The sequence below is a fragment of the Corallococcus exercitus genome, assembly GCF_003611585.1.
GTDB classification, from domain to species: Bacteria; Myxococcota; Myxococcia; order Myxococcales; family Myxococcaceae; genus Corallococcus; species Corallococcus exercitus.
In genome coordinates this window covers 1-24,960 of record NZ_RAVW01000104.1, presented here as the reverse complement: position 1 = coordinate 24,960, position 24,960 = coordinate 1, and the positions used below count along the sequence as shown (strand labels likewise).

The window sequence follows — 24,960 nt, the reverse complement described above, 5'->3', positions numbered from 1 at the left end:
GCCTCGCGCGGGTTTCTGGGGCGGCAGCAGTCCTGCCAGCCGCTCCCATTGGGCGTCTGTCAGCTCTCCTCGGCTCATGCCCTCCTAACACCCGGCTCCCCTCGAACTATTTGCGGACACGTCCTAGTAGGCGCCGAGCTGCCGCTTCTCCCCGGGGGGAGGCGGCTTCGCGCGCGGGGACGGCCCGTCGTAGTTCCGGATGTAGCGTGAGGGCGTGGGCCCGCGCGGCGCCGGGGCCTTCTTCGAGGGCGCGTTCATCAGCAGGATGATGGCCAGGGACATGAGGACCACCATGCCGAACACCCCGGTCAGGACGGTGAAGAGCCCGACCTCCGCGCCCACGCGCTGGTGCCGGTGGGGGTTGTCCGGCAGGTAGAGGAACTCCAACGAGTCTCCCTCGGAGACGCGCTGGGACAGGAGCCCGTTCCGGTGCTCCTTGTACTCGCCGCGGATCTCCCCACCGTCCGGCAGGGGGAAGACGTACTCCACGATGCGGTGCCTCGCGTTCAGCCAGCTCCTGCGGACGCTTATCACCTCGCCCCGGGCGTGCAGTCCCTGCTCCCGCAGCTCCAGCGTGAGCTGATGCTGGAGCAGCAGCCGCACCATCGTCACGAGCGTGGCTCCCACGAGGAGCACCGTCATCAGCATCGCGTTCATGGGCATGGCGGCCTCAGGATGACGGGGGGAGGGAGGTGGAGGCAACCGGGGGCGCTTCGGGCACGGCCCTGGCGAACAGCGCCACCGCGCCAATGAGGGTGAACGGCACCAGCACGACGCTGAAGAAGAGGGCGAGCCCCAGCGACATCACCCCCTGGCCCTCCGGGAAGCTGTGGCGCACGTCGCTCCGGCCGTACCGCACCTGGATGCGGTCCCCCACGCGCAGCCGCTTCCACAGCTCCGGGGAGACGTTGCGCTGGTGCTCCTGGCGCTCGCCGCCCTGGGGCGTGAACGCGTAGACGAGGATGAAGTCGCTGTCGTCCGAGACCGCGAGGAACTCCTTCTTCAGCACCGTGCCCTCCGCGTGCAGCCCCTCGCGCAGCATGGCCTGGTCCCGCCGGTACGACCCCCAGGTCATCACGAAGAGGGACACCCCCAGCATTACGAACGTCGCACCCAGGACCCGCGCCGCGAAGAGGGCCACGCCGTGCCTCCTGCCTCCCCCTTAAGCGGGCACCCGGCGACGCGAAACGGCAATGCCCTGCACGCCCCGCCCGTAGAGCCCAGGCGCGGGGCCCTGCCCTGGCATCGCGTCCGCCGAACCGCCATGCTCCCGCGCGTCCTTGCCGGAGGTCCGCACCGTGTCCCTGTTCGATGCCGTCGCCGCGGGTGACCGCGCCGCCCTTTGCGCCCAGCTCGACGCGGGCGCGGACCCCAACCCCTTCGACGCCGAGGGCCGCACGCCGCTGATGGCCGCCGCGCGCTCGGGCCAGGACGCCCTGGTGAGGGTGCTGCTGGAGGCCGGCGCGGACCCCACGCTGCCGGACCACCTGGGCGAGACGCCCTTCGTCGCCGCCGCCGCCTACGGCCATGTCTCCGTCTGCGCGCTCCTGTCCTCCCACGCCACCGCGGACGAGAAGGACATGGCGCGCACGCTGCTCAGGAACCAGGGCATCGACGAGATTCCCGCGCGCCCCTCCCGCGCGTCCGAGGTCGCGCCCGACGACTTCCGCCGCAAGCTCGCCTCCGCGGGCGCCTACGTCGCGGGCAAGCTGGGCGACGACGGCGCCACGAAGCGCCTGGAGCGCGTGCTGCGCTCGGAGGGCAACGCCCCCAAGGGCCGCAAGTAGCCAAAGCGAAGGGCCCGGCCGCTCCCATTTCGGGGAGCCACCGGGCCCTCGTTACATCCGAAGCCGGACGGAGAACTACTCCGGCTTGGCGCTCACCACGGGGCTCGGGGCCACCGTGCCGCCCTTGTTGCTCGTCTCCATCGAGTCCGCGACCAGCTCGGTGATGTCCTTGATTTGGATCTGCTCGCGGCCGGTGTCGTTCTTCGCGTCGTTGAGCATGGTGGAGCAGAACGGGCAGGCCACCGCGACGATGCCCTTGCCACCCTGCTCCTTGTAGTCGCCCACCATGCCCGGCTTCTTCTTGTCCGCGGCGTCGGGGAACGGCGTGCTCGGGTCCTCCGCGTGCTTCAGCGTGAGGGCCACCTCGTTCATGCGGTTGTGGTTGATGCGCGTGCCGATGTGCTCTTCCATCCACATCCGGCCGCCACCAGCGCCGCAGCAGAAGCCCTCGCGCTGGCTGCGCTGCATCTCCACCACCTCCAGGCCGGGGATGCTCTTGAGCACCTCACGGGGCGCGTCGTACACGCCGTTGTGCCGGCCCAGGTAGCAGGGGTCGTGGTAGGTGAGCTTCGTTCCGGCGTTCATCACCGAGGACAGCTTGATGCGCTTGTCCTTGAGCAGCTCGTTGATGAGCTGCGTGTGGTTGATGACGCGGTACTCGCCGCCGAACTCCGGGTACTCGTTCTTGATGGTGTTGAAGCAGTGCGGGCACTGCGTGATGACGGCCTTCACGCCCATCGCGTTCCAGGACTCGACGTTCGTCTTGGCCAGCGTCTGGTACAGGTACTCGTTGCCCATGCGGCGCGCGGAGTCGCCGTTGCACATCTCCTGCTTGGACAGCGTCGCGAAGGACACGCCCGCCTCGCGCATGATCTTCACCAGCGCGCGGCTCACCTTCTTCTGCTTGTCGTCGTAGCTGCCCGCGCAGCCCACGAAGAAGAGGTACTCGTACTCGCCGCCGTCACCCCAGGTGGGCAGCGCCAGGTCCTCCGCCCACTCGTCGCGCCGGTCCTGGCCGATGCCCCAGGGGTTGCCCTGGCGCTCCATGCCCTCGAACACGCGCTGGATTTCCGGCGGGAACTCCGCCTTCACCTGCACCTGGTAGCGGCGCATGTCGATGAGGCGCGGGACGTTCTCGATGAACACCGGGCAGGCCTGCTCGCACCAGCCGCAGCTCGTGCACGCCCACACCGTCTCCGCCTTCAGCGCGCTGCCGATGATTTCAGGCAGGGGCTCCTTCGCGCCGTGGGGGCCGTAGCCCTCCTCCACCCAGCGCTCGTTGTCCCAGATCCAGTGCTTCAGGTCCTGGTTCACGCCCTTGTGCGTGAGCGGCTTGCCCGTGATGTACGTGGGACAGTGCGTCTGGCACCGGCCGCACTCCGTACAGGAGTAGAGGTCCAGGCCGTTCTTCCAGGTGAGGTCCTTCACCGTGGCGGCGCCGAACTCCTCCTTCTCCAGGTTGGGCGTGGGCAGCTTGCCGGTGGAGTGCGTGCGCTGGAAGAAGACGTTGGGCAGGCCCGTGATGATGTGGAAGTGCTTGCCCAGCGGCAGGAAGTTCAGGAACGCCAGGATGAGGGTCAGGTGAATGAAGAAGCCCGCCACGCCCAGCACGTGCGCCGTCGTGGCGCCCAGGGGCATCATCGCCAGGCCCATCAGGCTGGTGACCGGCTCCCACCACACCATCGCGGACGGCGTCGCCGGCACCTGCGTGGCGCCCATGGGCACCTGCTGCGCGGCGGCGTGCGCGGCCACCATGTGGCTGCCACCGAACATGAACTCGGTGATCATCAGGCCCGCGATGAAGCCCAGGATGAGGTAGGCCTCCCAGGACTGGGACATGCGGTCCGGCTTCACCTTCCAGCGCGTCCACACGAAGTACGCCACGCCCGCCAGCGCCAGCGCCGCGACCGTGTCCTTGGCCAGCAGGTACAGCTTGTAGAGCAGGAGCAGCGGCGGCGCGGCGTCCCACGCCGGGTGGGAGAGGTCGGTGAGCACGTCCAGCGCGGTGGACGAGAAGCCCATCACGAACATCATGATGGTGCGCACCGCCAGCACCATGAACGCCGCGTAGATGAAGATGTGGAACAGGCCCGGCGTGAACTCCTCCGGGTCCACCATGCGCTTCTGGCCCAACCCGAAGCGCACCAGCTGCGCCACGCGGTAGGGGATGTGGTCCAGCCGGTTCTCCTTCTTCATCGCGAGCAGCACGCCCACGCGGCCGGACATCGTGATGACGAAGAGCGAAACTGCGCCTGCCAGCAGCAGGCCGGTGATGATGGGGTTCATGGAACCTCGGGACCCTCTGAGGCCGCACGGCGGGCAACGCCGGGTTGCTGCGCTGCGGCAATTCTGGAGTGGTAGTCAACCCTAGCAGGGGTGATTCGCGAATCAAGCACCGTGCGGAAGGCGTGTCCGGCAGCGGTCCCTCCACTGCTTCCCGACCGCCGTCCGGGCCGGTGCCCTTCTAGTCCCCATCCCGGGCTTCCCGTGCGGGAATCCACCGCGCCTGGTGTGCTGGATGGCAGGCGGCCGGGCGTGTCCCTCCGGACGGTTCCAGAACTTGGGGGTGCCAAGGGCTTTACAAAACGGAAGCGGGCTCCCAACATGTCGGTAAATCGGTCAAGATGAGCTTGTAAAGGGACCCGCATGGGGCGGGCCCGGTTGACCGACGCAGGGCGTCCAAGGGGACGCGAGCCGTCAAGGCCGTACACCCCGTGAATGGAGCGCCGAGGAGCCGGACATGAGCCACGACGAGAGCACGTACCTGGACGAGGGCCGCGAGGACCTGGAGCTGTCTGCGGAAGGCGAGTTCGGCCGGACGGTGAAGCCTCTGGAGCCCACGGACGACCGGCGCTGGGGCCACCTGGACGAAGAGGCCTGGGGCGGCTGGCACGTGGCGGAGTGAACCGGAGCCCCCGCGGCCGGTGGACTGCGCGGGGGCCCACGTCGAAGGTCCGGGGGCGCGTTGGCACTCCTGGAAGCTGATGCAGTGCGCTGGACGCGGTGCTCCCAGGCCTCCGGGCCCAGTCGAGCCCGTGAGGAGCGGTCCCCGGAAATGACCGGTGCCGGACCCTCCAGAAGTAAATCCGTAAAGGGTTGAACGAATCTGCCGAAACGCGGGTGTCTGTGGGTGACGCAAGGCGTCCCGAGGCGCGCCGGGTGGGGCTCGTGGCGTTGATCGCCGGTGCTGGGAGGGTGCGTGGGACGACGGGCCCGGTCGGGCCGGACACGTTGCTTTCACGACCGGAAACCCGACATCCTCTGAGGAACAGCGACAGGGCTTCCGGGCGGACGCGGGCCAGTGCAGGGGCGTCCGGGGCCAGGGGGCCGTCGCGACGAAATCGCGGCAGAAGCGGGATGGGGCCCACCCACCATGCGGGAGTGCGGATGAAGCAGACGGCCTGGGCAGTGGAGCGCGACGCGGAAGGCGGCCGCGAAGTGCTGCTGCTGGTGACCCTGGAGGCCGAAGCGGAGACGCCTCGGGCCCCGGTGGCGGTGAACCTGGTCATCGACCGCAGCGCGTCCATGCGGGGCGCGCCGCTGGCGGCGGCGGTGGAGGCGGCGCGCGCGCTGGTGGAGCGGGCGGGGCCGAAGGACTACGTCGGCCTGCTCACCTTCGACGCGGACGCGGAGCAGGTGCTGCCCGTGCGCGCCATGGAGCCCAGCGCGAAGGCCTCCTTCCTGAAGACGCTGTCGCGCCTGGAGTCCGGCGAGGGCACCGCGCTGCACGAGGCCGTGGAGCAGGGCGCGGAGGCCGTGCGGCGCGTGCTGGTGCCGGGCGCCCGGCCGCAGTTGCTCATGCTCACCGACGGCGAGCCCTCCGTGGGGCCCACCGCGCTGGGCGAGTTCAAGGTGCTGGGCCAGCGGGTGCACGACTCCGGCGTGGCGCTGCACGCGCTGGGGCTGGGGCGGCACTACCTGCCGGAAATCCTGGAGGCCCTCACCGGCCCGTCCGGCACGGGCTTCACGCACGTGGACGACGCGGAAGGGCTGCCGCTGGCGGTGGGTGCGCTGGGCGCGGAGCTGTTCGGCGAGGTCGTGGCGGACGCGCGCGTGTACGTGCTGCCCACGGGCTTCGCGGACCTGAGATGCCGCCACCGCTACCCGTCGCGCGTGGAGGGTGACGCGATGAGCGCCGCGCTGGGGGCGGTGTCGCACGCATTCCCGCGCCGCGTCCTCTTCGCGGGCGTGCTGGAGAAGGGCGACTGGAACCTCACCGTCACCGCCTCGTACACGGAGAACGGCGACACCCGGCGGCTGTCCGTGCCGGTGACGCGCCTCTTGCCGGACAGCGAAGAGGGGCGCTTCGTGCGCGCGGTGTCCGCGGAGCTGGAGCTGGTCTCCTACGAGGCCGCCGCGTGGAAGGCGCTGTCTCGCCGGCAGCAGGACGCGGCCGAGCGGGCGCTCGAGGGCGCGGACAAGGGGCTCTACAAGCTGGCCCGCCTGGGCTCCGCGGACGTCCCCGCGCAGCGGCACGTGGACCGCCTGTCGGACCTGCGCCGGGCGGTGGAGCGCCGGGCGGCCCAGCCGTCCGCCCTGGGGGTGCGCCGGGCGCAGTCGGAGGTGTCGCGCATCACCATGAGCCGCATCGGGCCGGCGCTTCCGGCCGCGGCCCAGGTGCATGACGGCCCGCCTCCGGCCCGTGCCGCCCTGCCCGCCGTGGCCAACGGCGGTGCGCCCAAAGGGGTGACCCTGGATGGCGCGGCGCTGCTGCCCTGGAAGACGGGCGGCGGCGAGTCGTCGTAACCGCGTAACCGCCTGGACTCATTGACCGTACGGGAAGGGCGCGGGACCCGGGTGGGTCCCTGACGCCGGGCGTGCGGGCGTGCGGAATGCCCGGCTGCCCGGAAGGTTGAGTGCACCCTGTAGGGACGCATCCCAGGTAGCACGGCGTTTCCAGGTGGATTAACGGGAGTCGCATGACGCATCCGTGGAGCAAGAGGTCTGGAAGCCGGCTCGGTGGGCTGGGCGCGGTGGGCGCGTTGCTCCTGGCGACGATGGCCCAGGGCGCGCTGCCGTCCACCGCCGTGGGCAGCACCGCGCCGGACGAGGGCGACCCGCGCCTGGAGGGCGCGCTGCTCCTGGACGCCACGCAGGTGAAGGCGGGCGGCGACTTCCGCGTGGGCGTGCGCCTCAAGCTGGACCCCGAGTGGCACGTCTACTGGAAGAACCCGGGGGACTCCGGCCTGGCCACGGACGTGTCGTGGGACGCGCCGGGCATCACGGTGGGCGATTTGCGCTGGCCCTTCCCCAGCACGTTCCGCACGCCGGACGGCTTCATCACCACGCACGGCTACCACGACGAGGTGCTGCTGTTCGCGCCCGCGCACGTGTCGGAGAAGGCCAACGGCACGCTGACGGTGTCCGCGGCGGTGGACGCGCTCGCGTGCAAGGTGCACTGCATCCCCGCGCAGCTGGTGCTGTCTCGCACGGTGCCGGTGGGGCCGGAGACGGTGACGGACGCGGAGTTCGCGCCGCGGTTCGACGCCGCGCAGGCCCAGGTGCCGGCGCCCGTGGGGGCGGAAGGCGCGCCGCGCGTGGCCCTGGCGCTGGATGTCACGTCTCTGACGGCGGGCAAGCCGTTCACCGGCACGCTCAGCGTGACGACGGCGGACGGCAAGCCCTTCGCGGGCAACGTGGAGGATGACTTCTTCGTGCCCGGCCGCATCGCGGGCGTGGACACCGTGACGCTGAAGCGGAAGGGGCCGGGCACGTTCGCGCTGGAGGGCCAGGCGTCGTCGGTGGTGCCCAAGAGCGAGCCCCGGCTGACGGGCGCGCTGCGCCTGGGCACGAAGGCCACGGGCTTCACGGCGGTGGACGTGGACACGGCGCTCGCGCCGGTGGTGGCTGCGGCCGGGGCTACGCCTCCGGTGGCGGGCCACGACCCCTTCAAGGTGCCGTCGGTGAAGGACGCGCTGGGCAAGGTGCAGCCCGCGGTGGCGGCGGCGCCGGTGGCGGCCGAGGCGCCCATGGGGCTGGGGCTCGCGCTCCTGTTCGCGTTCCTGGGCGGCGCGCTGCTCAACCTGATGCCGTGCGTGTTCCCGGTGCTGGCCATCAAGGCGTACGGCTTCACGCGGATGGTGGCGGAGGAGAAGGGCAAGGTCGCGCCGCACGCGGCGGCGTACGCGGGCGGCATCCTGGCGACGATGCTGCTGCTGGCGGGCGCGGTGCTGGCGGTGCGCGCGGGTGGCAACAGCGTGGGCTGGGGCTTCCAGTTCCAGGAGCCGCTGTTCGTCGCGGGCGTGAGCGCGGTGGTGGTGGCGTTCGCGCTCAACCTCTTCGGCGTCTACACGCTGGGCACGGACGGCACGGCGCTGGCGGGCAAGGTGGACCAGAGCCACGGCCTCATGCGCAGCGCGGGCGAGGGCGTGCTCGCGGTGGTGCTCGCGACGCCGTGCTCGGCGCCGCTGCTGGGCACGGCGGTGGGCTTCGCCTTCGCGGCGGGCGCGGCCACGGTGGTGGCGGTGTTCGTGGCGCTGGGGCTGGGGCTGGCGCTGCCCTTCTGCCTGCTGGTGCTGGTGCCGGGGCTGGCGAAGCGGCTGCCCAAGCCGGGCATGTGGATGGAGCGCGGCAAGCAGTTCCTGGGCTTCGCGCTCCTGGGCACCACGGTGTGGCTGGTGTGGGTGATGGGCGGGCTGGCGGGTGTGGACGGCATGGCGCGGCTGCTCGCGTTCCTCATCGCGGTGGGCCTGGGCACGTGGCTGTACGGCCAGTCGCAGGGGCTGGAGGGCGGGCGCCGGGGCGTGACGGTGGCGCTGGCGGTGCTCGTGCTGGTGGGCGCGGGCGCGGTGGCACTGCGCTTCGAGGAGGCGCAGGCGTCGCTGGAGACGCGCGGCGCGGTGGCGTCGTCGCATGGCGGTTCGCAGCCGTGGGACGAGGCGGCGGTGACGGCGGCGCTGGCGGCGGGTCAGCCGGTGTTCGTGGACTTCACGGCGGACTGGTGCCTCACGTGCAAGTTCAACGAGCGCACCGTGCTGTCGCGCGACGACGTGCGGCAGGCGTTCCTGAAGCACAACGTGGCCTTCTTCGTGGCGGACTGGACGCGGCGGGACGCGCGCATCACCACGAAGCTGGCGGAGCATGGCCGCGCGGGTGTGCCCATGTACCTGGTGCTGAGCCCGGGCGCGCCGGACAAGCCGGAGGTGCTCAACGAGCTGCTCACCGCGGACAGCGTCATCCAGGCGGTGCAGCGCGCGGCGGAGTGTGGGTCGCCGTTGAAGGGTGGCTCGGTGGTGTGTGCCCGGCCTTGAGCCGGGAGTGAAGTCGGGGTTGTGTTGTTCGTTCGTGCGCAGCGTTCAATTCACTGGAGGTTCCGTCATGAAGCAGGTCTTCAAGGCACTCGCTCTCACCGCGGCGTTCGTGTCCGCCCCTGTTTTCGCCGCTGACACCGCGGAGGTGGGCAAGCCCGCTCCGGCGTTCACGCTGAAGGACGAGGCGGGCAAGGCCCACTCTCTGTCCGAGTACAAGGGCAAGGTGGTGGTGCTCGAGTGGACGAACCCGGAGTGCCCGTTCGTGAAGCGGCACTACGAGGCCAAGACGATGCAGAACACGCAGAAGGGCTTCGACGCGAAGAAGGTGGTGTGGCTGACGGTGGACTCGTCCTCCACGCACGACGCGAAGAGCGCCGCGGAGTGGAAGAAGAAGGAGGGTCTCAGCCAGCCGGTGCTGCTCGACACGGACGGCACGGTGGGCAAGAGCTACGCGGCGAAGACGACGCCGCACATGTACGTCATCGACGGTCAGGGTGTGGTCCGCTACGCGGGCGCCATCGACGACGACCCGCGCGGCAAGAACGCCACGAAGGTGAACTACGTGCAGACGGCGGTGGACGCGCTCCTCAACGGCAAGCAGGTCCCGACCGCGACCTCCGAGCCCTACGGCTGCTCCGTGAAGTACAAGAGCTGAGCGGCTTCACGTCGTGAGGTTCCAAGGCCCGTGTCCCTGTGAAGGGACGCGGGCCTTCTTCATTCGGGTTCGCGGTGTCAATGTTGACGTTGTCTTTATTTTTCGGGAAATTTCGTACCACCATGCCTGCCGCCGTCCATCCCGTACTTGAGCCGGGCCGCGTCTATCGGACGAAGGAACTGGCTACGTGGGGGGCGAATGCTCCCCGGCTGGCCCGGCGATTGGTGGGCGAAGGCGTGCTGGTGCCACTGGCACATGGGCTCTACGCCTGTCCGAAGCGGGGACGCTTCGGCGTGGTGGCCCCGTCCGATGAAGCCATCATGAAGGCGTTCCTGGATGGCAGCCCCTTTGTCTTCACTGGCCCTGAGCGATGGAACGCGCTCGGCCTGGGGTCCACCGCGGTCTTCGCTTCGGTGCTCGTCTACAACACGAAGCGCTCGGGTCGCTTCGAGTTGGGGGGCAGGACCTTCGAGCTGCGGCGTGTCGCCTTCCCACAGCCCCCGACGCCGGAATGGTTCGTGGTGGATCTCTTCGAGAATGCCGGGAGTGCCGGTGTCTCACCGGAGAAGCTGGCGCATGCATTGACGCGCGCGCTGGGGCGAAGTGCGTTCAACTCCAAGCGGCTGGGGGAGATGTCTGACCGGTTTGGTAGGCAGAGCACGCGTGCGTTGATTCACGACGCGATCCGCGCTGCCCTGCATGAACTTCGTCCACGACGATCCTGAGTTTGATCAGTTGCTGCGAATCGTCGCGGACAAGCGGCGGTTGTCCCTGGGCCTCACCGAGAAGGACTACTGGGTCACCCACACGTTGTGGGCCCTGCATGACCTGGGCTTCGAGGTGTGGTTCAAGGGCGGCACGTCGCTATCGAAGGGCTTCTCGCTCATCCAGCGGTTCTCGGAAGACCTGGACCTCAAGCTGGAGGCGGGGACGGTCGACCTTCCCCGGGTAACGGATTGGAGCCGCACCGGAACAGGAGTGACGAACGCCCGCCGGGCGTACTTCGAGGCCCTGGCTGAATGCATCCAGGTTCCTGGAGCGCGGGTGGAGCTCGATGTCGATGGGGCGGATCGATACTGGCGATCCGCCAACGTGCGCATCCTGTATCCCGCGCAGCATCTGGGAAGCCTGGCCGGAATCCTGCGCCCCTTCGTCCTCCTGGAGGTCGGCCATGCGCGGGTGACGCCCTTTGTCCTGCGTGACATGACCTCGTTCGTCCACGAGGAACTTGAGTCCCAGCGGCAGCTGGACGACTTCAAGGACAACCGCCCCAGGGCCGTGCGGTGTGTTCATCCCCTGGTCACGCTGTTGGAGAAGGTGGATGCCATACAGCGGCGGCTCCAGAAGGATCGGCTGGAGCCTGCCACCTTCGTGCGTCACTACGAGGACGTGGCACGGATCATCGCCGCCGAGGATGCGCTACCGCCCCTTGCTGACTACCCCGACGTTCGTGCGCTGGCCGTGGAGATGATCCGGCGGAAGCAGATTGCTGCGCTCCCTGCCGGTGACGCGCGGCACCTCCTCCCGGAGGGTGAAGGCGCTGAGGCCATCCAGGCCGCCTTCGAGGCGATAGCCCCGATGTTCTGGGGGCCACGTCAGACGCTGGATGAAGCCGTGGCCACCCTCTGTGCCTGGCTCACGCGGTTTCATTCCGCGTCGCGGTGGGCGTAGTCCGGGCCCAGGCCTTCGATGCGGTAGGTGTTGCCCGGGTAGGTGCGGTTGCGCGTGGTCTCCAGGGTGGAGGGATAGCGCTCCAGCGAGACGTGGCGTTTGACGTGCTTTCGCAGCTTGAGGGCGCCCCGGACCAGGCCGCCGACCCAGGCGGGTGGGGACTCGAACTGGATGGCGGGCAGCAGGCGCGGGGGCACCAAGCTGAGGCTGATGGGGGAGACCAGCGGGCGCAGCGGACGCGGCACCCAGCCGGCGAGGATGTCCACGGTGGACTGCGCCACGCGGTGGCTGGCTGCGTCGGGGACGAACTCGCGGGCCTCGTAGTCGCGGATGAAGGCGTCGTAGGCGGCCTTGTCCTCCGGGATGTCCTTCAGGCCCATGCGGCGGCCGATTTCACACCAGTAATGGAACCAGGCCTCGCGCTCGTGCGCGGTGAAGGGGCGCCAGCCGTACTCCTCCACCCACTGGATGGGGAAGTCGATGAACGTCCACAGCACGAAGAGGAAGTCCTCGTTCGGGATGCGGAAGAAGGAGTGGATGTGATTCATCTGCTCCAGCGACTGGCGTCCGGCCTCCACGTCCCAGCCGCACTGCATGAACCGCGCGATGAGCAGCCGCGTGTCGTCGTAGCGCTTCTGGCCGCGCTTGTGGAACTCACCCGTGCGGTCCAGCAGGCGGGAGACGGAACGGCTGCCGTAGGTGTGGAAGAGGGCGATCTCCGTGGACCGCACGATGTCGAAGGGGAACTCGTAGTTGGTCAGCAGGTGCACGATGCGCTGGCAGTCGCGCCGTGCGTCCAGGGAGGCGATCTCCCGGCGCACCTCGGGCAGGCGCGCTCGCCAGAAGGGCTTGCGGTAGACGGGGCCGGGCACATGGCAGCCGGGCTGCTTCCCGCCGGCCGTGAAGGGACACCCCGCGGGGACGGCGTCCTGCGGGGGACGGGCGTGGGGCGCCGGGTCGGTCATGGCGGGAGGCTCCAGGAAAGTGCGGACGGGTGATGCTAGCCCGACCCGCGACGGCATGCCGTGCCCCTGAGGGCTCGGTGGGCGGCGTGACCTTGTCGGGGGCGGAGGCGCGCCGGACCTTGTCCTGGAGGGCAGGACATCCAGAGAGGAGACGCGACCATGGCCAGCAACAAGGGGCCGCCGGTGAAAGGGCCCGAGCGCACGGACACACAAAGCGCGGAGGAACTGGAGCGGGAAGCCAGACACCAGCGTCCCGGCACCGAGCGGGGGGACGTGACGGACGAGGACGTGGGCGAGGACCGCATCCTCCAGAAGGGCATTGGCGGCTACGGCGCGCAGAAAGGCACGGAGCCGGCGAGAGAGGCGCCGCCGCTCAGCGACGACGGCGACCGGTAGCGCGGTGCCGCACGAACCTGTCCGACAGTCGGACAGGTTTGGACAATCGCGCCGGGCGGGAGGTGTCCAGCAGGGAGGTCTGGGGGCTTAGAGTGCCGCCATGGCCCCCACCCGCCTCGTGCGTTCCTGCTGCGTCTTGGTGTTGTTGTTCTTCGCGATGCCAGGGGTGGCGCAGGAGGCGCCTTCGCCGGATGCGAAGGCGTGGCTCGCGGAGCACAACGCGGAAGCGGTGCGCGTGAACCAGACCGCCATGGGCATCCTGTTCGGCTGGGCGGTGCTGAACATCGGCACGGGCGTCGCGGGGCACTTCGCGAGCGAGGGCGAGACGCGGGCCTTCTTCCAGGCGAACGCGGCCTGGAACGTGGTGAACCTCGTCATCGCGGGGCTCGGGTATCACGGACAGGCGACCGCGGATCCGGCCTCGTGGGACCTGGCGCGCAGCCTGGCCGAGGGGCAGCGGATGGAGAAGGTGCTGCTCCTCAACGCGGGCCTGGACGTGGGCTACATCGCCTTCGGAGGGCTCCTGTGGGAGCGCGGGCTGCGCAAGGACTCGGAGCGCTTGAGGGGCTGGGGCAAGAGCGTGCTCGTGCAGGGCGCGTTCCTGCTCGTGTTCGACGGCGTGCTGACGTTCCTCAACGCGAAGCTGAACGGCGAGCTCACGGCCCGTCTGGTGCCCGCGTCGGATGGCGTAGGCCTGATGCTGACGTGGCCGTGAGCCTCCCCGGAGGGCTCAGGCCGCCACCGGCTCACGGCGGGAGCGGGCCCGGGCGGAGACGTCCTTGCGGCGTCCCTTGCGGAGCACGTCCAGGTGCACCTCCTCCTCTGCGGCGAGCGCCATCAGCCGCTGGAGGTCGTCCACGCTGGAGACTGGCCGGCTGTTGATGCCGAGCAGCAGGTCGTCCGGCTGGAGCCCGGCGTCATCCGCGGGCGTGCCCTCCTGCACCTTCAGCACGCGGACCGCGCGCGGCTGGCCGGTGTCCTTCGCGAGCGCGGGCTCCAGGTTCACCGCCGTGGCGGCGATGCCCAGGAACTTCCGGTCCACCCGGCCGCGCTGGATGAGCAGGCTGGCGACCCAGGCCGCCGTCGTGGCGCTCACCGCGAAGCCGATGCCCTGCGCGAAGGGCAGCACCAGCGTGTTGAGCCCCACCACGCGCCCTCGCGTGTCCAGCAGCGGCCCGCCGGAGTTGCCCGGGTTGATGGCCGCGTCCGTCTGGAGCATCCCCTCCAGGATGACGCCGTCAGGCAGCGTGATGGAGCGGTTGATGGCGCTCACCACGCCCAGCGACACCGACTGCTCCAGGCGGAAGGGATTGCCAATGGCCATCACCAGCTGCCCCACGCGCACCGTCTCCGGATCCGCGAGCGGCAGCGTGGGGAAGTCCTCTCCCTCCGCGCGCACCACGGCGAGGTCGGTGGGAGCATCCGCGCCCACCAGCGTGGCCCGGCGCTCCTCGCCGTTGTGGAGCTGCACGGTGAGGCGCTTGGGCGTGCGCATCACCACGTGCCGGTTGGTGAGCACGTAGCCGTCCGGCGTGAGGAACAGGCCGGTGCCGTGGCCTCGTGCGTGCTCCACGCCGACCACCGCCGGGGCCGCGCCGGCGACGAGTCCTTCCAGGTCATCCGACAGCTGCTGCAACAGTTTCATGGCCGGCTCCTTTCAAGAACGCTTGCCCACGGTGATGGGCACCTCGCGCAGCTCACCCGCGCGCAACACCTTCGCCTGGATGGACGCGCCCACCTTCTCGTCGCCCAGGTAGCCCAGCAGGTCCTCCACGCCGTGCAGCGACTGGCCGCCCAGGCTCACCAGCACGTCGCCCAAGAGCAGCCCGGCCTTCTGCGCGGGGCCGTCCGGATCCACGGAGAGCAGGATGAGGCCTGCCTTCGTGCCATCGATTTCACGCGGCAGGCGCACCGGGTAGGCGCCCACGCCCAGGTAGCCGCGGCGGATGCCGCCGTGCTCGCGCAGCGAGTTCGCCACGCGCGTCAGCGTGCCGCCGGGGAGGATGACCGCGGCGGTGCGCGAGAAGGCCGCCGTGGGGATGCCCAGGAAGCGGCCCTGCGCGTCCACCAGCGCGCCGCCGGAGAAGCCCGGAGGCAGGTCCGCGTCGGTCTCCAGGTAGCGGTCCACCTGGCCGCCCGCGTGCGTGCGCCAGTCCCCGCCGAACGCGCTGACGATGCCCCACGTGGCGCGAGCGGTGCGGCCCGGCCGGCCGATGGCCAGCACCACGTTGCCCACCTTCACGTCATCGAGCGGCGCGGGCGCGAGCGCGGTAAGTCCGGTGACATCGGCCTTGAGGAGCGCGAGGTCGGTGCTCGGGTCGCGGCCGACGAGCTCGGCGGACACCGAGCGGCCGTCCGCGAGGCCCACCTGGATGGAGCCCTCGTGTTCGACGGCGTGGCTGGTGGTGAGGATGTGACCGTCGGCATCCCAGACGACGCCGCTCGCGCCCCGGCGACGGCGGGCCTCGACGCGGACGAGGGAGGGAGCGATGCGCTCGACGACGGTGGAGATGGACTGCGAGAGGGACTGGAGGGCGTCGGTGGACATGGTGTGTTCCTTTCGAGCCTGAAACTAAAGGGCTCGAAATCGCGCCACATCGGCGGACCGGGCAGGACGGCGACCTACCCGTTCGGGCAGGAAGCCTCTCCATCCGGTCAGGACCCTGCTGCTTCGGGCAGGCGGCTTCAGCCCACCTTGCGGAAGCGCTCGTAACGCTCTTCGAGATACTCCGTGTTGGGACGCAGCTCCCGCGCGCGAGGCGTCTGGAGGGTCTTGCCGACGAAGCCCTTCAGCGCGTGCTCCAGCGTCGGGCCGTCCCGGGTCGCGAGCAGGCTCGGCGCCAGTTCGATGACGCCGTCGGGACGGAAGCCCATCAGGTTCGTGTCGAAGGCACCGTGGTGGAGCCGGCACAGGGCCAGGCCATTGGAGACCACGGCGTGCCCTCGCTCATCCCGGTCGGGGAGGATGTGGGCTCCGTCCAGCAGCTCCGTGCGCGGGAAGGCGCAGACGGCACAGCGGTAGTCGTAGGCGCGCAGGACGTGCTGGCGGAAGGCGGCTTGATGCAGCCGCTTCTTGGCCTGCACCGTGGTGTAGCGCCGCTCCAGGGGGAGCAGCTTCGCGTCCGCCACGAAGGGCTGCTTCACCGTTTCGGGCTCGGACACCATGACGTGGAAGGAGTGCGAAGCGAGGTCCACGTCGGAGATGTAGACGGGCCACAGCGGCCGGTAGAAGCCGGGCTCGATGCCGTAGAAGTAGATGAGCGGTGCGTCCAGCTGCTGCGCGCGCATGAGCCGGCGGTTGTCGCGGCCCTCGATGTCCGTTCCCTGGAACTTGTAGAGGAAGGCCCCGTCCGAGGCCACGTTGTCATCGTCGTACCGCGCCACCCGTGAGCCGCGCGGCACGGTGGTCTTGATGGAGAGCGCGGTCTCCTGCATCTGCCGGGGCCAGAAGATGCCGCGCGTCCGGTTGGCGAAGAGGTGTTGTTCTCCGTGGAGCTGGAAGCCTTCCGCGATGCGGTCCCAGGAAAGGACTTCGCCATACAGGTCCACCAGCGCCTGCAAGGCATTGAAGGCCGCCAGCCGGATGGCCTGGTCGTTGTCGGAGGGCGTGGGCACGGGTCCACGACCAGGTTACCAGGCTCAGCCCCTGTCGAGCAGGGCGCCGCCCGGACCGAAGCCCAGGGACAGGCACAGCACGCGGTGTCCCTTCACCTGGGGCGCCCTCCGCGCGGATTCGGCCGCCAGCTCCGCGTCGTTGAGCACGAGCACCGGTCCTCCCGTGTCCGGCAGGCCCGCGTGGGTGAGGATGTCCGGGACCAGGGAGGCCGTGCCTTCGAAGCCGTAGGTGCAGCCTCCGGGCATCAGGTGCTCATCCAGCGGGCACGGCAATGCCAGACACAGCGCGTCCGGCGGCACGCGGGCGTCCTCCGCGAGGAACGTCCGCAGCGCTCCCGCGATGAACGCCACCGTGTCCCGGAGGTGATGGCCGTCCGCGGGACGTGGCTGACCGATGAACAGCGGGGGCAGGGTGGAGAGGTCCCGCTCGAAGACGCGCGTGGCGCCGTGACGCGCGACCTTGATGCTCGTCTGGCCCACGTCCACGCAGAGCGGACTTCGCGCGCCCGTGGCTTCCAGCATGCGCAGCCCCGCGCGCACGGGGGCGAAGCGCGGTGACAACGCGATGTGCACCGGACAGCCCAGCGACGCCGTGGCGTCCCTCAACGCGGCGGGAAAACCGTCCAGCTCCGCCAGCCCTCCGCTCAGGTAGGCCGCGTCCGGCGCGTGCTGCTTCACCAGCAAGAAGAGCGCCTCCGCCAGCGGCGGCATCACGCGCGCCGCGAGCGTGGCTCCGGGTACTCCCGCGCGCCGGTCGTCCTCCACCCACGGCGAGCCCAGCAGCTCCCACAGCTCACGCCCGAACACGGGCAGGTTCCACACTTCCAGCGGTGTGACGCCCTCGGGGTGGTGCCGGCGAGGACTCCAGGGGAATGCGGTCACGGAATCACCCGTCCGTATCGGGCGGAGAGCGGACGTGCTCCCCCCGGGTGCGAGCGTGCGGCGGACCAGGGCCTCACGCCACCAGCCCGGCGATGCGTTCGGCGGCGGTCCTCGCGCCGTCGTGCGAACGATAGGAGCGGGAGATCTCCGCCACGCGGTCACGCAGGGATGACTTCGGTTCGAGCAGCTTCGCGATGGCCTCCCGGCATGACTCCACCGTGAGGGTCCGCGGGTCTCTCGCGAGCCCCGCTCCGGCCTTCTCCAGGAAGTGCGCCTGCACGGGCTGGTCGTTGCACACGGGCAACAGCAGCATCGGCACGCCCGCCGTCATCGCCTCCATCACGGAGTTCGCACCGCCGTGGGAGATGAACGCCGCCGCTCGCTCCAGCAACTGCCGCTGCGGCGTGTAGCGCACCGCCACCACCTCACCGGGCAGCGTGCTCGGGAAGTCCGTGTCCGCCAGCTCGCCCGCGCACAACACCAGCGTCACGTTGAACGGCTTCGCGGCCTCCGCGATGAGGCGGAACAGCTCCGGCTGATAGGAGATCTGACTGCCGAAGGATACGTACAGCACCGGCTTGTCGCCCAGGCGCTCCCAGGGGAAGGGCACCTCGTCGCCTCGGGGCTCGGGCGGAATGGAGGGGCCCACGAGCAGCGTGTCCGGGGGCACTCCCGCGTCCGGGCCCAGGAAGGCCTCGGTGGCGAAGATGACGTTGAGCCGGGGCGACAGGCACTCGCAGGTGCGGAAGCGCGCGTCGAAGCCGTGGCGGCGGAACAGGGCCTGACGGTCGTCCTTGAGGGCTCGCACGTTGCGCAGCAGGGGAATCTCAGGCCGTGGCTCCAGCAGCGTCAGCGCGGAGGACACGCCCGCCCATGGGATGCCCTCCGTGTGCGCCGCGAGCACCGCCGCGTACTGCATCCCGTCCAAGGCCATCACATCGGGACGGAAGGCGCGCACCACCTCGCGCACGGGCTCCAGGAGCGCGGGGGCCGCATCCAGCAACAGGCCACGGATCCACTTCCCCAGCGCCACGTCATCGAGCACCAGCTTCGCCAGCGCTTCGCCTCCCGTCTCGATGCCCGGCGGCGCGGCTTCGGCATGCGGCAGGCGCAGCACCTCCACGCCCAGGGACTCCAGCTGCGGCGCGGGTTCGGGAATGCACAGCCAGCCGACGGTGTGCCCCAGGCGGCGCAGCCATTGGGCCACGCCGACCATCGGGTTGAGGTGGCCCTTCTCGGGCGAGGTGGCGATGAGGACTCGGGACATTCAGGGGTGCGCCTCGGCGTGGGCCTGGAGCATGGCCAGGGACACGAGCCGCATCAACAACCGATCCATCGGTCCGGCCTGAGCGTCGTCGGGCGGCAGGCGGAAGTAGCGCTCCAGCAATCCCAGCATCGCTTGCGTGTTGATGACCTGGAGGGAATCCAGACGCGCGGGAGAGAGCCACGCGCGATACAGCTCCAGCCAGCGCGCCCGCACCGGACTGGAGAGCGCGGTGTGCCCGTACCGAGGCGTCTTGCGCGCGAGGCGGACCTCCTCCGGCACCAGGGACCGCACCGCGTGCCGGAACAGCCACTTGCCGAACCCGTCCCGCATCAGCACGGACTCCGGCAGGGCCAGGGCCACCCGCGCGAAGCCTTCATCCAGGTATGGCGTGCGGACCGTGAGCCCGTGGGCCCGGGCGCCTCGCAGCTCGGGCGGGAGGATGAGCTCGGACAGCACCCACTTCGCGTAGCGCAGCTCCTCGGAGGGGAGCGCATCCTCCGCTGGCAGATCCCACGGCGCGGGCAGCGAGGCGAGCACGGTCCCCAGGTTGTCCACAGGGGGGGCTCGTGAGGCGTGATCGCTGTTCACGCCCTCGGAAACAGTCCTCAAGTTGTCCACAGGGGTGGAGTCTTCACGGCGTCCCACGGCTTGATCGGAGCCGTCATTTCCAGAGGGAGCACGCCCCGTGGATGGCTTTGAATCCTGATCGCCACGCGGAGCCCCGTCCAGATGCCTCCCCGAGTTGTCCACAGCCCCCAGCGACGCTTCATGATCGTGCGAGTCGCCCCGGAACGGCGCCCGCAAGTTGTCCACAAGCGCCATGGCTTCGAATCCCAGGGCTCGCATGGCGAGCGAGCGGTCTTCATCTACACGCGCCTTCGCGGCGGCGAGCGCGCCTGGGGTGCCCTGGAGCACTTCGTCCGCTCCCGCGCCGCTCAGGAGGACGGGGCCCGCGCCCTGCCGGCCGGCCTCCAGATAGAACACGTAGCTCGCCACGGCGCGGGCGTTGAGAATGACGGTCTGGTTGGCGAGGACCGCGTGTTCGAACAGGTCCGGGAGCACCGCTTCCGGGATGAGCACGTCCACCAGCTCCGCGCCCGTCACCTTCGCCATCCGCCGCGCGTTGCTCCGCTCCACCGCGTCCGCGAAGTGCACGTCCATCGTCCACGCGCGCACCTTCCCCGGAGCATGCCGTGCGGCCATCGCGCACAGGGCCGCGCTGTCCACTCCGCCGCTCAGGCTCACCTCGTGCGTGCCCGCTTCGACATGCGCCCGCACGGTGTCGGACCAGGCGGCCAGCAGCCGCGCCGCGAGCCCTTCTTCATCCCGTGCCACCGCTTCACGGAGGACTCGCGGCAGCGCCACGTGGATGGGCTCCGCCTCCGGCCACAGCCCCGCGTTGGCCGCGCGGGCATGGAACAGCAGGTCGCTCACCGCCCGGGGAGCCAGGCCACGCGTGGGAGTCCTTCCCTGGGATGACGCTCTGGGAGGCCGGGTCGGCATGCGGGCGACATCATAGGGGCTGTCTCCCGCCGCATCAGGGGGAAGCTCGGAGACGGTGGGATATCCTCCAGGGGAGACGCTTCGCTTCACGCGAACAGGGAAGGGCGGGACATGCAGGCGGACGCGGTGGATGTCGTTTTGCGGGAGCGCTTTGGATTGGAGGCCTTCCGGCCGGGACAGCGGGAGGTCCTCTCGGCGCTGTTGAAGCCGCGGGGCTCCGCGCTCGCGGTGTTCCCCACGGGCGGCGGCAAGTCGCTGTGCTACCAGCTCCCCGCGCTGCTCTTCGACGGGCTCACGGTGGTGGTGTCACCGCTCATCGCGTTGATGAAGGATCAGATCGACGCGCTGGAGCGCCGGGGCATCCGCGCCGCGCGGCTGGACTCCTCGCTGTCCTTGGAGGAGTCGCGCGAGGTGACGGAGTCCCTGCGCGACGGGACCCTCAAGCTCCTCTACGTGGCCCCGGAGCGCTTCAACAACGAGCGCTTCATGGGGCTGCTGAGCGAGCTTCAAATCTCCCTCTTCGCGGTGGACGAAGCGCACTGCGTCTCCGAGTGGGGCCACAACTTCCGGCCGGACTACCTCAAGCTCGCGCAGGCGGCCCGCACGCTCCAGGCCGAGCGCATCCTGGCCCTCACCGCCACCGCCACACCGCAGGTGGTGCATGACATCTGCGAGGGCTTCGGCATCCCGGAGTCGCAAGCGGTCGTCACCGGCTTCTACCGGAACAACCTCACGCTGGAGACCACGCCCACCGGCCCGGAGGTGCGCGACGCCCTGCTGGTGGAGCGGCTCAAGTCGCGCCCGCCCGGCTCCACCATCGTCTACGTGACGCTGCAGAAGACCGCGGAGCGCGTGGCGGCGCTCCTGAGCGCGGAGGGCCTGCCCGCGAGCGCCTACCACGCGGGCCTCGAATCCGAGGAGCGCGAGCGGGTGCAGGAGGCGTGGACCCACTCCGCGAAGGGCATCGTCGTGGCGACCATCGCGTTCGGAATGGGCATCGACAAGGCGGACGTGCGCGCCGTGTATCACTACAACCTGCCCAAGGGCCTGGAGAGCTACAGCCAGGAAATTGGCCGCGCGGGTCGTGACGGCAAGCCCTCCGTGGTGGAGCTGCTCGCGTGCCCGGACGACGTGCCCACGCTGGAGAACTTCGCGCTCGGGGACACCCCGCTGCCGGAGGCGCTGAGTGCGCTGGTGAAGGACCTGCTGTCCTCGGGGCCGGAGTTGCACCTGGACATGTACGCGCTGGGCAACCGTCATGACCTGCGGCCCCTGGTGCTGCGCACGGCGCTGACGTACCTGGAGCTGGAGGGCGTGCTGCGCCAGGGCACGCCGTTCTACGCGGGCTACAAGGTGCAGCCGGCGGGAACGGTGGACGCGCTCATCGCGAAGTTCCAGGGGGAGCGCGCGCGCTTCGTGAAGGACCTGTTCGCGCACGCGAAGAAGGGCCGCACCTGGTACACGTTCGACGTCGCCGAGGTCGCGAAGGCGTTGGAGCAGCCGCGAGACCGGGTGGTGAAGGCGCTCGACTATTTCCAGGAGCAGGGCTACGCCGAGGTGCAGGTGGCCGAACCGCGCCAGCGCTACACGCGGCTGCGCGAGCACGAGGACGTCAACGCGCTCGTGGCCCTGTTGCAGGAGCGCTTCCAGAAGCGTGAGGTCCAGGAGGTGTCACGGGTCCGCGACGTGCTCCGGCTCGTTACACACGACGGCTGCCAGAGCAACGCATTGGTGGCCCACTTCGGCGAGCAGCGCGAAGCCCCCTGCGGCCACTGCACGTACTGCCGCACGGGCGTGGCGCGCGTGCTGCCGCCGCCGCACCCCCGGCCGGACCTGCGCGAACAGCTGGACGCGGCCACGTTCCAGACGCTCGTCGCGAAGCATCCGGATGCGCTGGGGCACCCGAGGCAGGCGGCCCGCTTCCTCTGCGGCCTGAGCAGCCCCGCGCTCTCCAAGGCGAAGCTCACCGGGCACAAGCTCTTCGGCACCCTGGCCGAGTGGCCGTTCACCCAGGTGCTGGCGTTCTGTGAAGCCCGGCCGAGCCGCTAGACTCCCGCGCCGTGCGCTACGAGCTTCACGACAGCCGCGTCCTCACCTGGTCCCTGGAGACGCACGTCACCACGCACTGCAACCTGCGCTGCGCGCAGTGCTGCCCGCTGTCGCCGCACCTGCCCGCGTGGGCCGTGTCTCCCCAGGCATTGGGCGACGACCTTCGCCGGCTCTCCCGCGTGCTCAAGCCCAACGTCTTCAAGCTCACCGGCGGTGAGCCCTTCCTCCACCCGGACCTGCCCGCGGTGCTGGACGTGGTGCGCGCCTCCGGGCTCACGGAGCAGGTGTCCGTCACCACCAACGGCTTCCTCGCCCAGAGCGCTCCGGACGCCGTTTACGAACGGCTCGACCGGATGACGCTGTCGTTCTACACGTCCGCGCCCCTTCCGGAGCGCTCCATCGCGCGCATCACCGAGCGCTGCGACCAGCACGGCGTCCACCTCACGGTGAAGGCCATCGACCGCTTCCAGCGCATCACCCCGGACGCGCCGCTCGCGTCCGACGCGGAGGTGCGGGACGTCTTCGCGCAGTGCTGGCTCAAGCAGCGCTGCCACCTGGTCCACCGGGGCCGCTTCTACACCTGCACCCGGCCGCCCCACGTCGCCACCGTCCTCGCCGCGGAGCACCCGCACCTGCCCGCGCTCGCGGAACACGACGGCGTGCCGCTCGATGACCCCGACCTGCTCACACGCCTGCTGGCCTACCTGGAGCGCGACACACCGCTGGCCACCTGCCGCCACTGCCTGGGTTCCAGCGGCCCGTGGGAGCCCCACGCGCAGCTGCCTCGTGCTCGCGCTGCTTCCTGATCAGACGGCCGCTGGGGGTGCCTGGACCGGCAGCTCCACGGTGAAGACAGAGCCCTGGCCCAGGTGGCTCTCCACGCGCACCGTGCCACCCATGGCCTGCACCAGCGTGCGGGTGATGTAGAGGCCCAGCCCCAGGCCGCCGTAGTTCCGCCCGCTCACCGCGCGCTCGAAGCGGCCGAAGAGGCGTGGCAGCGCGTCCTCCGCGATGCCGATGCCCTGGTCCCGCACCGTCAGCACCGCCTTGCCTTCGCGCGTCTCCAGGCGGACGAGGATGGGCCGCCCCTGGCCGTACTTGATGGCGTTGTCCACCAGGTTCACCACCACCTGCTCCAGGCGCGGCCGGTCCCACAGGCCCATCGTCACCGCGTCCGCGCACTCCAGCTGGAGCTTGGAGCCGGAGCGCGCGGCGGGGCCCTCGTAGGAGGCCACCACGTCGCGCACCAGCTCCACCAGGTCCACGCGCGTGGGCTCCAGGGACATCCGCCCGGCCTCGATGCGCGACACGTCCAGCAGGTCGTTCACCAGCTCCGCCAGCTTCTTCAACTGCCGCGAGCCGACGTCCAGGTAGTTCTCCACCAGCTCGCGCCGCACCGGGCCCGGGGTGCGGTCCAGCTCGCGCCGCAGCGCCTGGAGCTTGAGGTTGAGCGGCGTGAGCGGCGTCTTCAGCTCGTGGCTCGCGATGGAGAGGAACTCGTCGCGCAGGCGCACCGCTTCCCGCGCCTCGTGGTACAGCCGCGCGTTCTCCATGGACAGCGCGGCGCGGTTGGCCAGCTCCTGGAGGAAGGGAAGGTCCGCGGCCGTGTAGCCGCGGCCGGACCGCCAGGTGGTGCCGAAGCTGAGGAGGCCCAGCGGCCGCTCCCGGGCCACCATGGGCACCAGCGCGATGGAGCGCAGGCGCATCTTGCGGAACACCTCCAGCCGCCCGGGGTCGCTCGTCAGCTGCTGGAGGCCCTCCTCGGTGACCTCCTCGATGAAGAAGGGCTGGCCCCGGAGCAGCAGCGGCATGGCGCCTCCCAGCGCGGGCGCGATGGCCTCGTAGGGGGCCGGGGCCCACAGCTGCTCGCGGAACTCCGCGGGCTCGCCGGGCGCCTGCGCCACCTCCAGCCGCTGGAAGCTGCCGTCCCCCATCGCCATGTCGACGATGCACCAGTCCGCCATGGTGGGGACCGCCAGGCGCACCACGTTGCTCAGCGTGGCCTTGGGGTCCAGCGACGTGGCCAGGAAGGAGCTGGCCCCCGCCAGGAGGCGCAGGTGCTCCTCGTTGTGCGACAGCTCGCGCGCCAGCCGCTCCGCCCGCGCACGGGCGCGCACCAGGTCCGTCACGTCGAAGGCGAAGCCGGCGACGCCGTCCACCTGCCCCCGGACGTCGCGCGTGGGCGTGTACGTGACGTCGAAGATGTACTCGCGGATGGAGCCGTCCGGCTGCGGCAGCTTGAGGGGCACCTCCCGGCCCATGAAGGGCTCACCCGTCGTGTAGACGCGGTCGAGCATCTGTCCCACGCGCTCGGCCTCCTCCTTCGGGCCCACCTCGCGCGCGGGCAGGCCCAGCAGCCGCTCCGGGTTGCCCAGCATCGCGGTGTTGAGGGGGTTGGACAGCTCGAAGACGTGCTGGGGGCCGCGGAAGATGACCAGGTGCGCGGGCGCGAGCATGAACAGCTCCCGCAGCCGCGCGCGTTCGTACTCGGCGGCGGCGCGGGCCGTGCGCTCGCGCTCCAGCAGGTCCGCGCGCTCCGCGTTGGCCCGGCGCAAGCGCACGTTGAGGGCCGTCACGAACAGCGACAGCGCCAGGAAGAAGCCCAGCGCGACCAGGTTGCTGGGCGCCATGTGCCAGGTGCCCAGGGGCTTCAGGAAGAAGTAGTGCACCGTGAGCAGCGACAGCCCGGTGGTCAGCAGCCCCGGTCCCCAGCCTCCGCGCCAGCTGGCGAACATCACCGCCGCGAAGAAGGCGAGGAACGGGGCGTTGGCCATGAAGGGCCACAGCGCCTGCTGGAGGAGGAAGCCCACCACGACGCTCGTCACCGCCAGCCCGTAGCGGAGCAGGACGGAGCCCTCCCCCTTCAGCGCCCCCGCTGGGCTGTCTCTTATACACAGCTCCGAGCCCACGAGACATGCGC

22 protein-coding genes are annotated in these 24,960 nt (G+C 70.4%); 11 read left to right on the top strand and 11 right to left on the bottom strand.

The features are described from left to right. Nucleotides 1-123: 123 nt before the first annotated feature. Nucleotides 124-663: a DUF3592 domain-containing protein gene (locus tag D7W79_RS15365; protein WP_120526136.1), complete on the bottom strand. Its 540-nt coding sequence runs from the start codon at nucleotides 661-663 to the stop codon at nucleotides 124-126. 7 nt (nucleotides 664-670) lie between these two features. Continuing rightward, on the bottom strand, nucleotides 671-1,141 hold the full coding sequence (locus tag D7W79_RS15360) for a DUF3592 domain-containing protein (protein ID WP_120526135.1): 471 nt from the start codon (nucleotides 1,139-1,141) through the stop codon (nucleotides 671-673). 157 nt (nucleotides 1,142-1,298) lie between these two features. Between D7W79_RS15360 and D7W79_RS15355 the strand changes: the two genes are divergently transcribed. Further along, nucleotides 1,299-1,787, top strand: coding sequence for an ankyrin repeat domain-containing protein (locus D7W79_RS15355; protein ID WP_120526134.1), 489 nt, complete (start codon nucleotides 1,299-1,301; stop codon nucleotides 1,785-1,787). A gap of 75 nt (nucleotides 1,788-1,862) precedes the next feature. Here D7W79_RS15355 and D7W79_RS15350 read toward each other — a convergent pair whose 3' ends face one another. Further along, the gene (locus D7W79_RS15350) at nucleotides 1,863-4,073 is read right to left on the bottom strand and encodes a (Fe-S)-binding protein (protein WP_120526133.1); all 2,211 of its coding nucleotides are present in this window, start codon (nucleotides 4,071-4,073) and stop codon (nucleotides 1,863-1,865) included. Between the two features lie 454 nt (nucleotides 4,074-4,527). Between D7W79_RS15350 and D7W79_RS43635 the strand changes: the two genes are divergently transcribed. From D7W79_RS43635 to D7W79_RS15325, 6 genes are all read left to right on the top strand, one after another. Beyond that, entirely contained in the window at nucleotides 4,528-4,692 is a 165-nt protein-coding gene (locus D7W79_RS43635) for a hypothetical protein (RefSeq protein WP_158616968.1), read from the top strand. Between the two features lie 482 nt (nucleotides 4,693-5,174). Continuing rightward, the gene (locus D7W79_RS15345) at nucleotides 5,175-6,533 is read left to right on the top strand and encodes a vWA domain-containing protein (RefSeq protein WP_120526132.1); all 1,359 of its coding nucleotides are present in this window, start codon (nucleotides 5,175-5,177) and stop codon (nucleotides 6,531-6,533) included. 173 nt (nucleotides 6,534-6,706) lie between these two features. Then, nucleotides 6,707-9,037 carry a protein-disulfide reductase DsbD family protein gene (locus D7W79_RS15340; protein WP_120526131.1) on the top strand — a complete coding sequence of 777 codons (2,331 nt, stop codon included), beginning with the start codon at nucleotides 6,707-6,709 and terminating at the stop codon, nucleotides 9,035-9,037. Between the two features lie 67 nt (nucleotides 9,038-9,104). Beyond that, a complete protein-coding gene (locus tag D7W79_RS15335; protein ID WP_120526130.1) occupies nucleotides 9,105-9,692 on the top strand; it encodes a thioredoxin family protein in 588 nt (195 codons plus the stop codon). 80 nt (nucleotides 9,693-9,772) lie between these two features. Next, nucleotides 9,773-10,417, top strand: a complete 645-nt coding sequence (locus D7W79_RS15330; protein WP_244221788.1) for a hypothetical protein — start codon at nucleotides 9,773-9,775, stop codon at nucleotides 10,415-10,417. Next, nucleotides 10,392-11,363: a nucleotidyl transferase AbiEii/AbiGii toxin family protein gene (locus D7W79_RS15325; RefSeq protein ID WP_120526128.1), complete on the top strand. Its 972-nt coding sequence runs from the start codon at nucleotides 10,392-10,394 to the stop codon at nucleotides 11,361-11,363. Before D7W79_RS15330 ends, D7W79_RS15325 begins: the two co-directional genes overlap by 26 nt. Here D7W79_RS15325 and D7W79_RS15320 read toward each other — a convergent pair. Beyond that, nucleotides 11,339-12,328 carry an oxygenase MpaB family protein gene (locus D7W79_RS15320; protein WP_158616967.1) on the bottom strand — a complete coding sequence of 330 codons (990 nt, stop codon included), beginning with the start codon at nucleotides 12,326-12,328 and terminating at the stop codon, nucleotides 11,339-11,341. The two genes, D7W79_RS15325 and D7W79_RS15320, sit on opposite strands and share 25 nt — an antisense overlap. A gap of 159 nt (nucleotides 12,329-12,487) precedes the next feature. On the opposite strand from D7W79_RS15320, the gene D7W79_RS15315 reads away from it, so the two are divergent. Beyond that, complete coding sequence (locus D7W79_RS15315) at nucleotides 12,488-12,724, top strand: hypothetical protein (protein WP_120526126.1); 237 nt, start codon at nucleotides 12,488-12,490, stop codon at nucleotides 12,722-12,724. Nucleotides 12,725-12,824: 100 nt separating this feature from the next. After that, nucleotides 12,825-13,439: a DUF6992 family protein gene (locus D7W79_RS15310; RefSeq protein WP_120526125.1), complete on the top strand. Its 615-nt coding sequence runs from the start codon at nucleotides 12,825-12,827 to the stop codon at nucleotides 13,437-13,439. A 15-nt stretch (nucleotides 13,440-13,454) separates the two neighbouring features. On the opposite strand, the gene D7W79_RS15305 is transcribed toward D7W79_RS15310, so the two are convergent. The 6 genes from D7W79_RS15305 to D7W79_RS15280 all read right to left on the bottom strand — a co-directional run bounded on the left by D7W79_RS15305 (nucleotide 13,455) and on the right by D7W79_RS15280 (nucleotide 19,922). Beyond that, nucleotides 13,455-14,369: a S1C family serine protease gene (locus D7W79_RS15305; protein ID WP_120526124.1), complete on the bottom strand. Its 915-nt coding sequence runs from the start codon at nucleotides 14,367-14,369 to the stop codon at nucleotides 13,455-13,457. A gap of 12 nt (nucleotides 14,370-14,381) precedes the next feature. After that, nucleotides 14,382-15,272 carry a S1C family serine protease gene (locus D7W79_RS15300; RefSeq protein WP_120526123.1) on the bottom strand — a complete coding sequence of 297 codons (891 nt, stop codon included), beginning with the start codon at nucleotides 15,270-15,272 and terminating at the stop codon, nucleotides 14,382-14,384. Nucleotides 15,273-15,409: 137 nt separating this feature from the next. Then, nucleotides 15,410-16,339: an HNH endonuclease gene (locus D7W79_RS15295; RefSeq protein ID WP_120526122.1), complete on the bottom strand. Its 930-nt coding sequence runs from the start codon at nucleotides 16,337-16,339 to the stop codon at nucleotides 15,410-15,412. Nucleotides 16,340-16,363: 24 nt separating this feature from the next. Then, nucleotides 16,364-17,221, bottom strand: a complete 858-nt coding sequence (locus tag D7W79_RS15290; protein WP_167497701.1) for an ROK family protein — start codon at nucleotides 17,219-17,221, stop codon at nucleotides 16,364-16,366. 73 nt (nucleotides 17,222-17,294) lie between these two features. Continuing rightward, nucleotides 17,295-18,488 carry a glycosyltransferase gene (locus D7W79_RS15285; RefSeq protein ID WP_120526121.1) on the bottom strand — a complete coding sequence of 398 codons (1,194 nt, stop codon included), beginning with the start codon at nucleotides 18,486-18,488 and terminating at the stop codon, nucleotides 17,295-17,297. Next, complete coding sequence (locus tag D7W79_RS15280) at nucleotides 18,489-19,922, bottom strand: asparagine synthase-related protein (protein WP_158616966.1); 1,434 nt, start codon at nucleotides 19,920-19,922, stop codon at nucleotides 18,489-18,491. A gap of 180 nt (nucleotides 19,923-20,102) precedes the next feature. Here D7W79_RS15280 and D7W79_RS15275 point away from each other — a divergent pair, with 180 nt between their 5' ends. Together D7W79_RS15275 and D7W79_RS15270 are read left to right on the top strand one after the other, a co-directional pair. Next, nucleotides 20,103-22,040, top strand: a complete 1,938-nt coding sequence (locus D7W79_RS15275) for a RecQ family ATP-dependent DNA helicase (RefSeq protein WP_120526119.1) — start codon at nucleotides 20,103-20,105, stop codon at nucleotides 22,038-22,040. A gap of 11 nt (nucleotides 22,041-22,051) precedes the next feature. Next, nucleotides 22,052-22,846: a radical SAM protein gene (locus D7W79_RS15270; protein ID WP_120526118.1), complete on the top strand. Its 795-nt coding sequence runs from the start codon at nucleotides 22,052-22,054 to the stop codon at nucleotides 22,844-22,846. Here D7W79_RS15270 and D7W79_RS15265 read toward each other — a convergent pair. Next, the coding region (locus D7W79_RS15265) for a sensor histidine kinase (protein WP_120526137.1) at nucleotides 22,847-24,960 on the bottom strand (2,114 nt) is incomplete at its 5' end.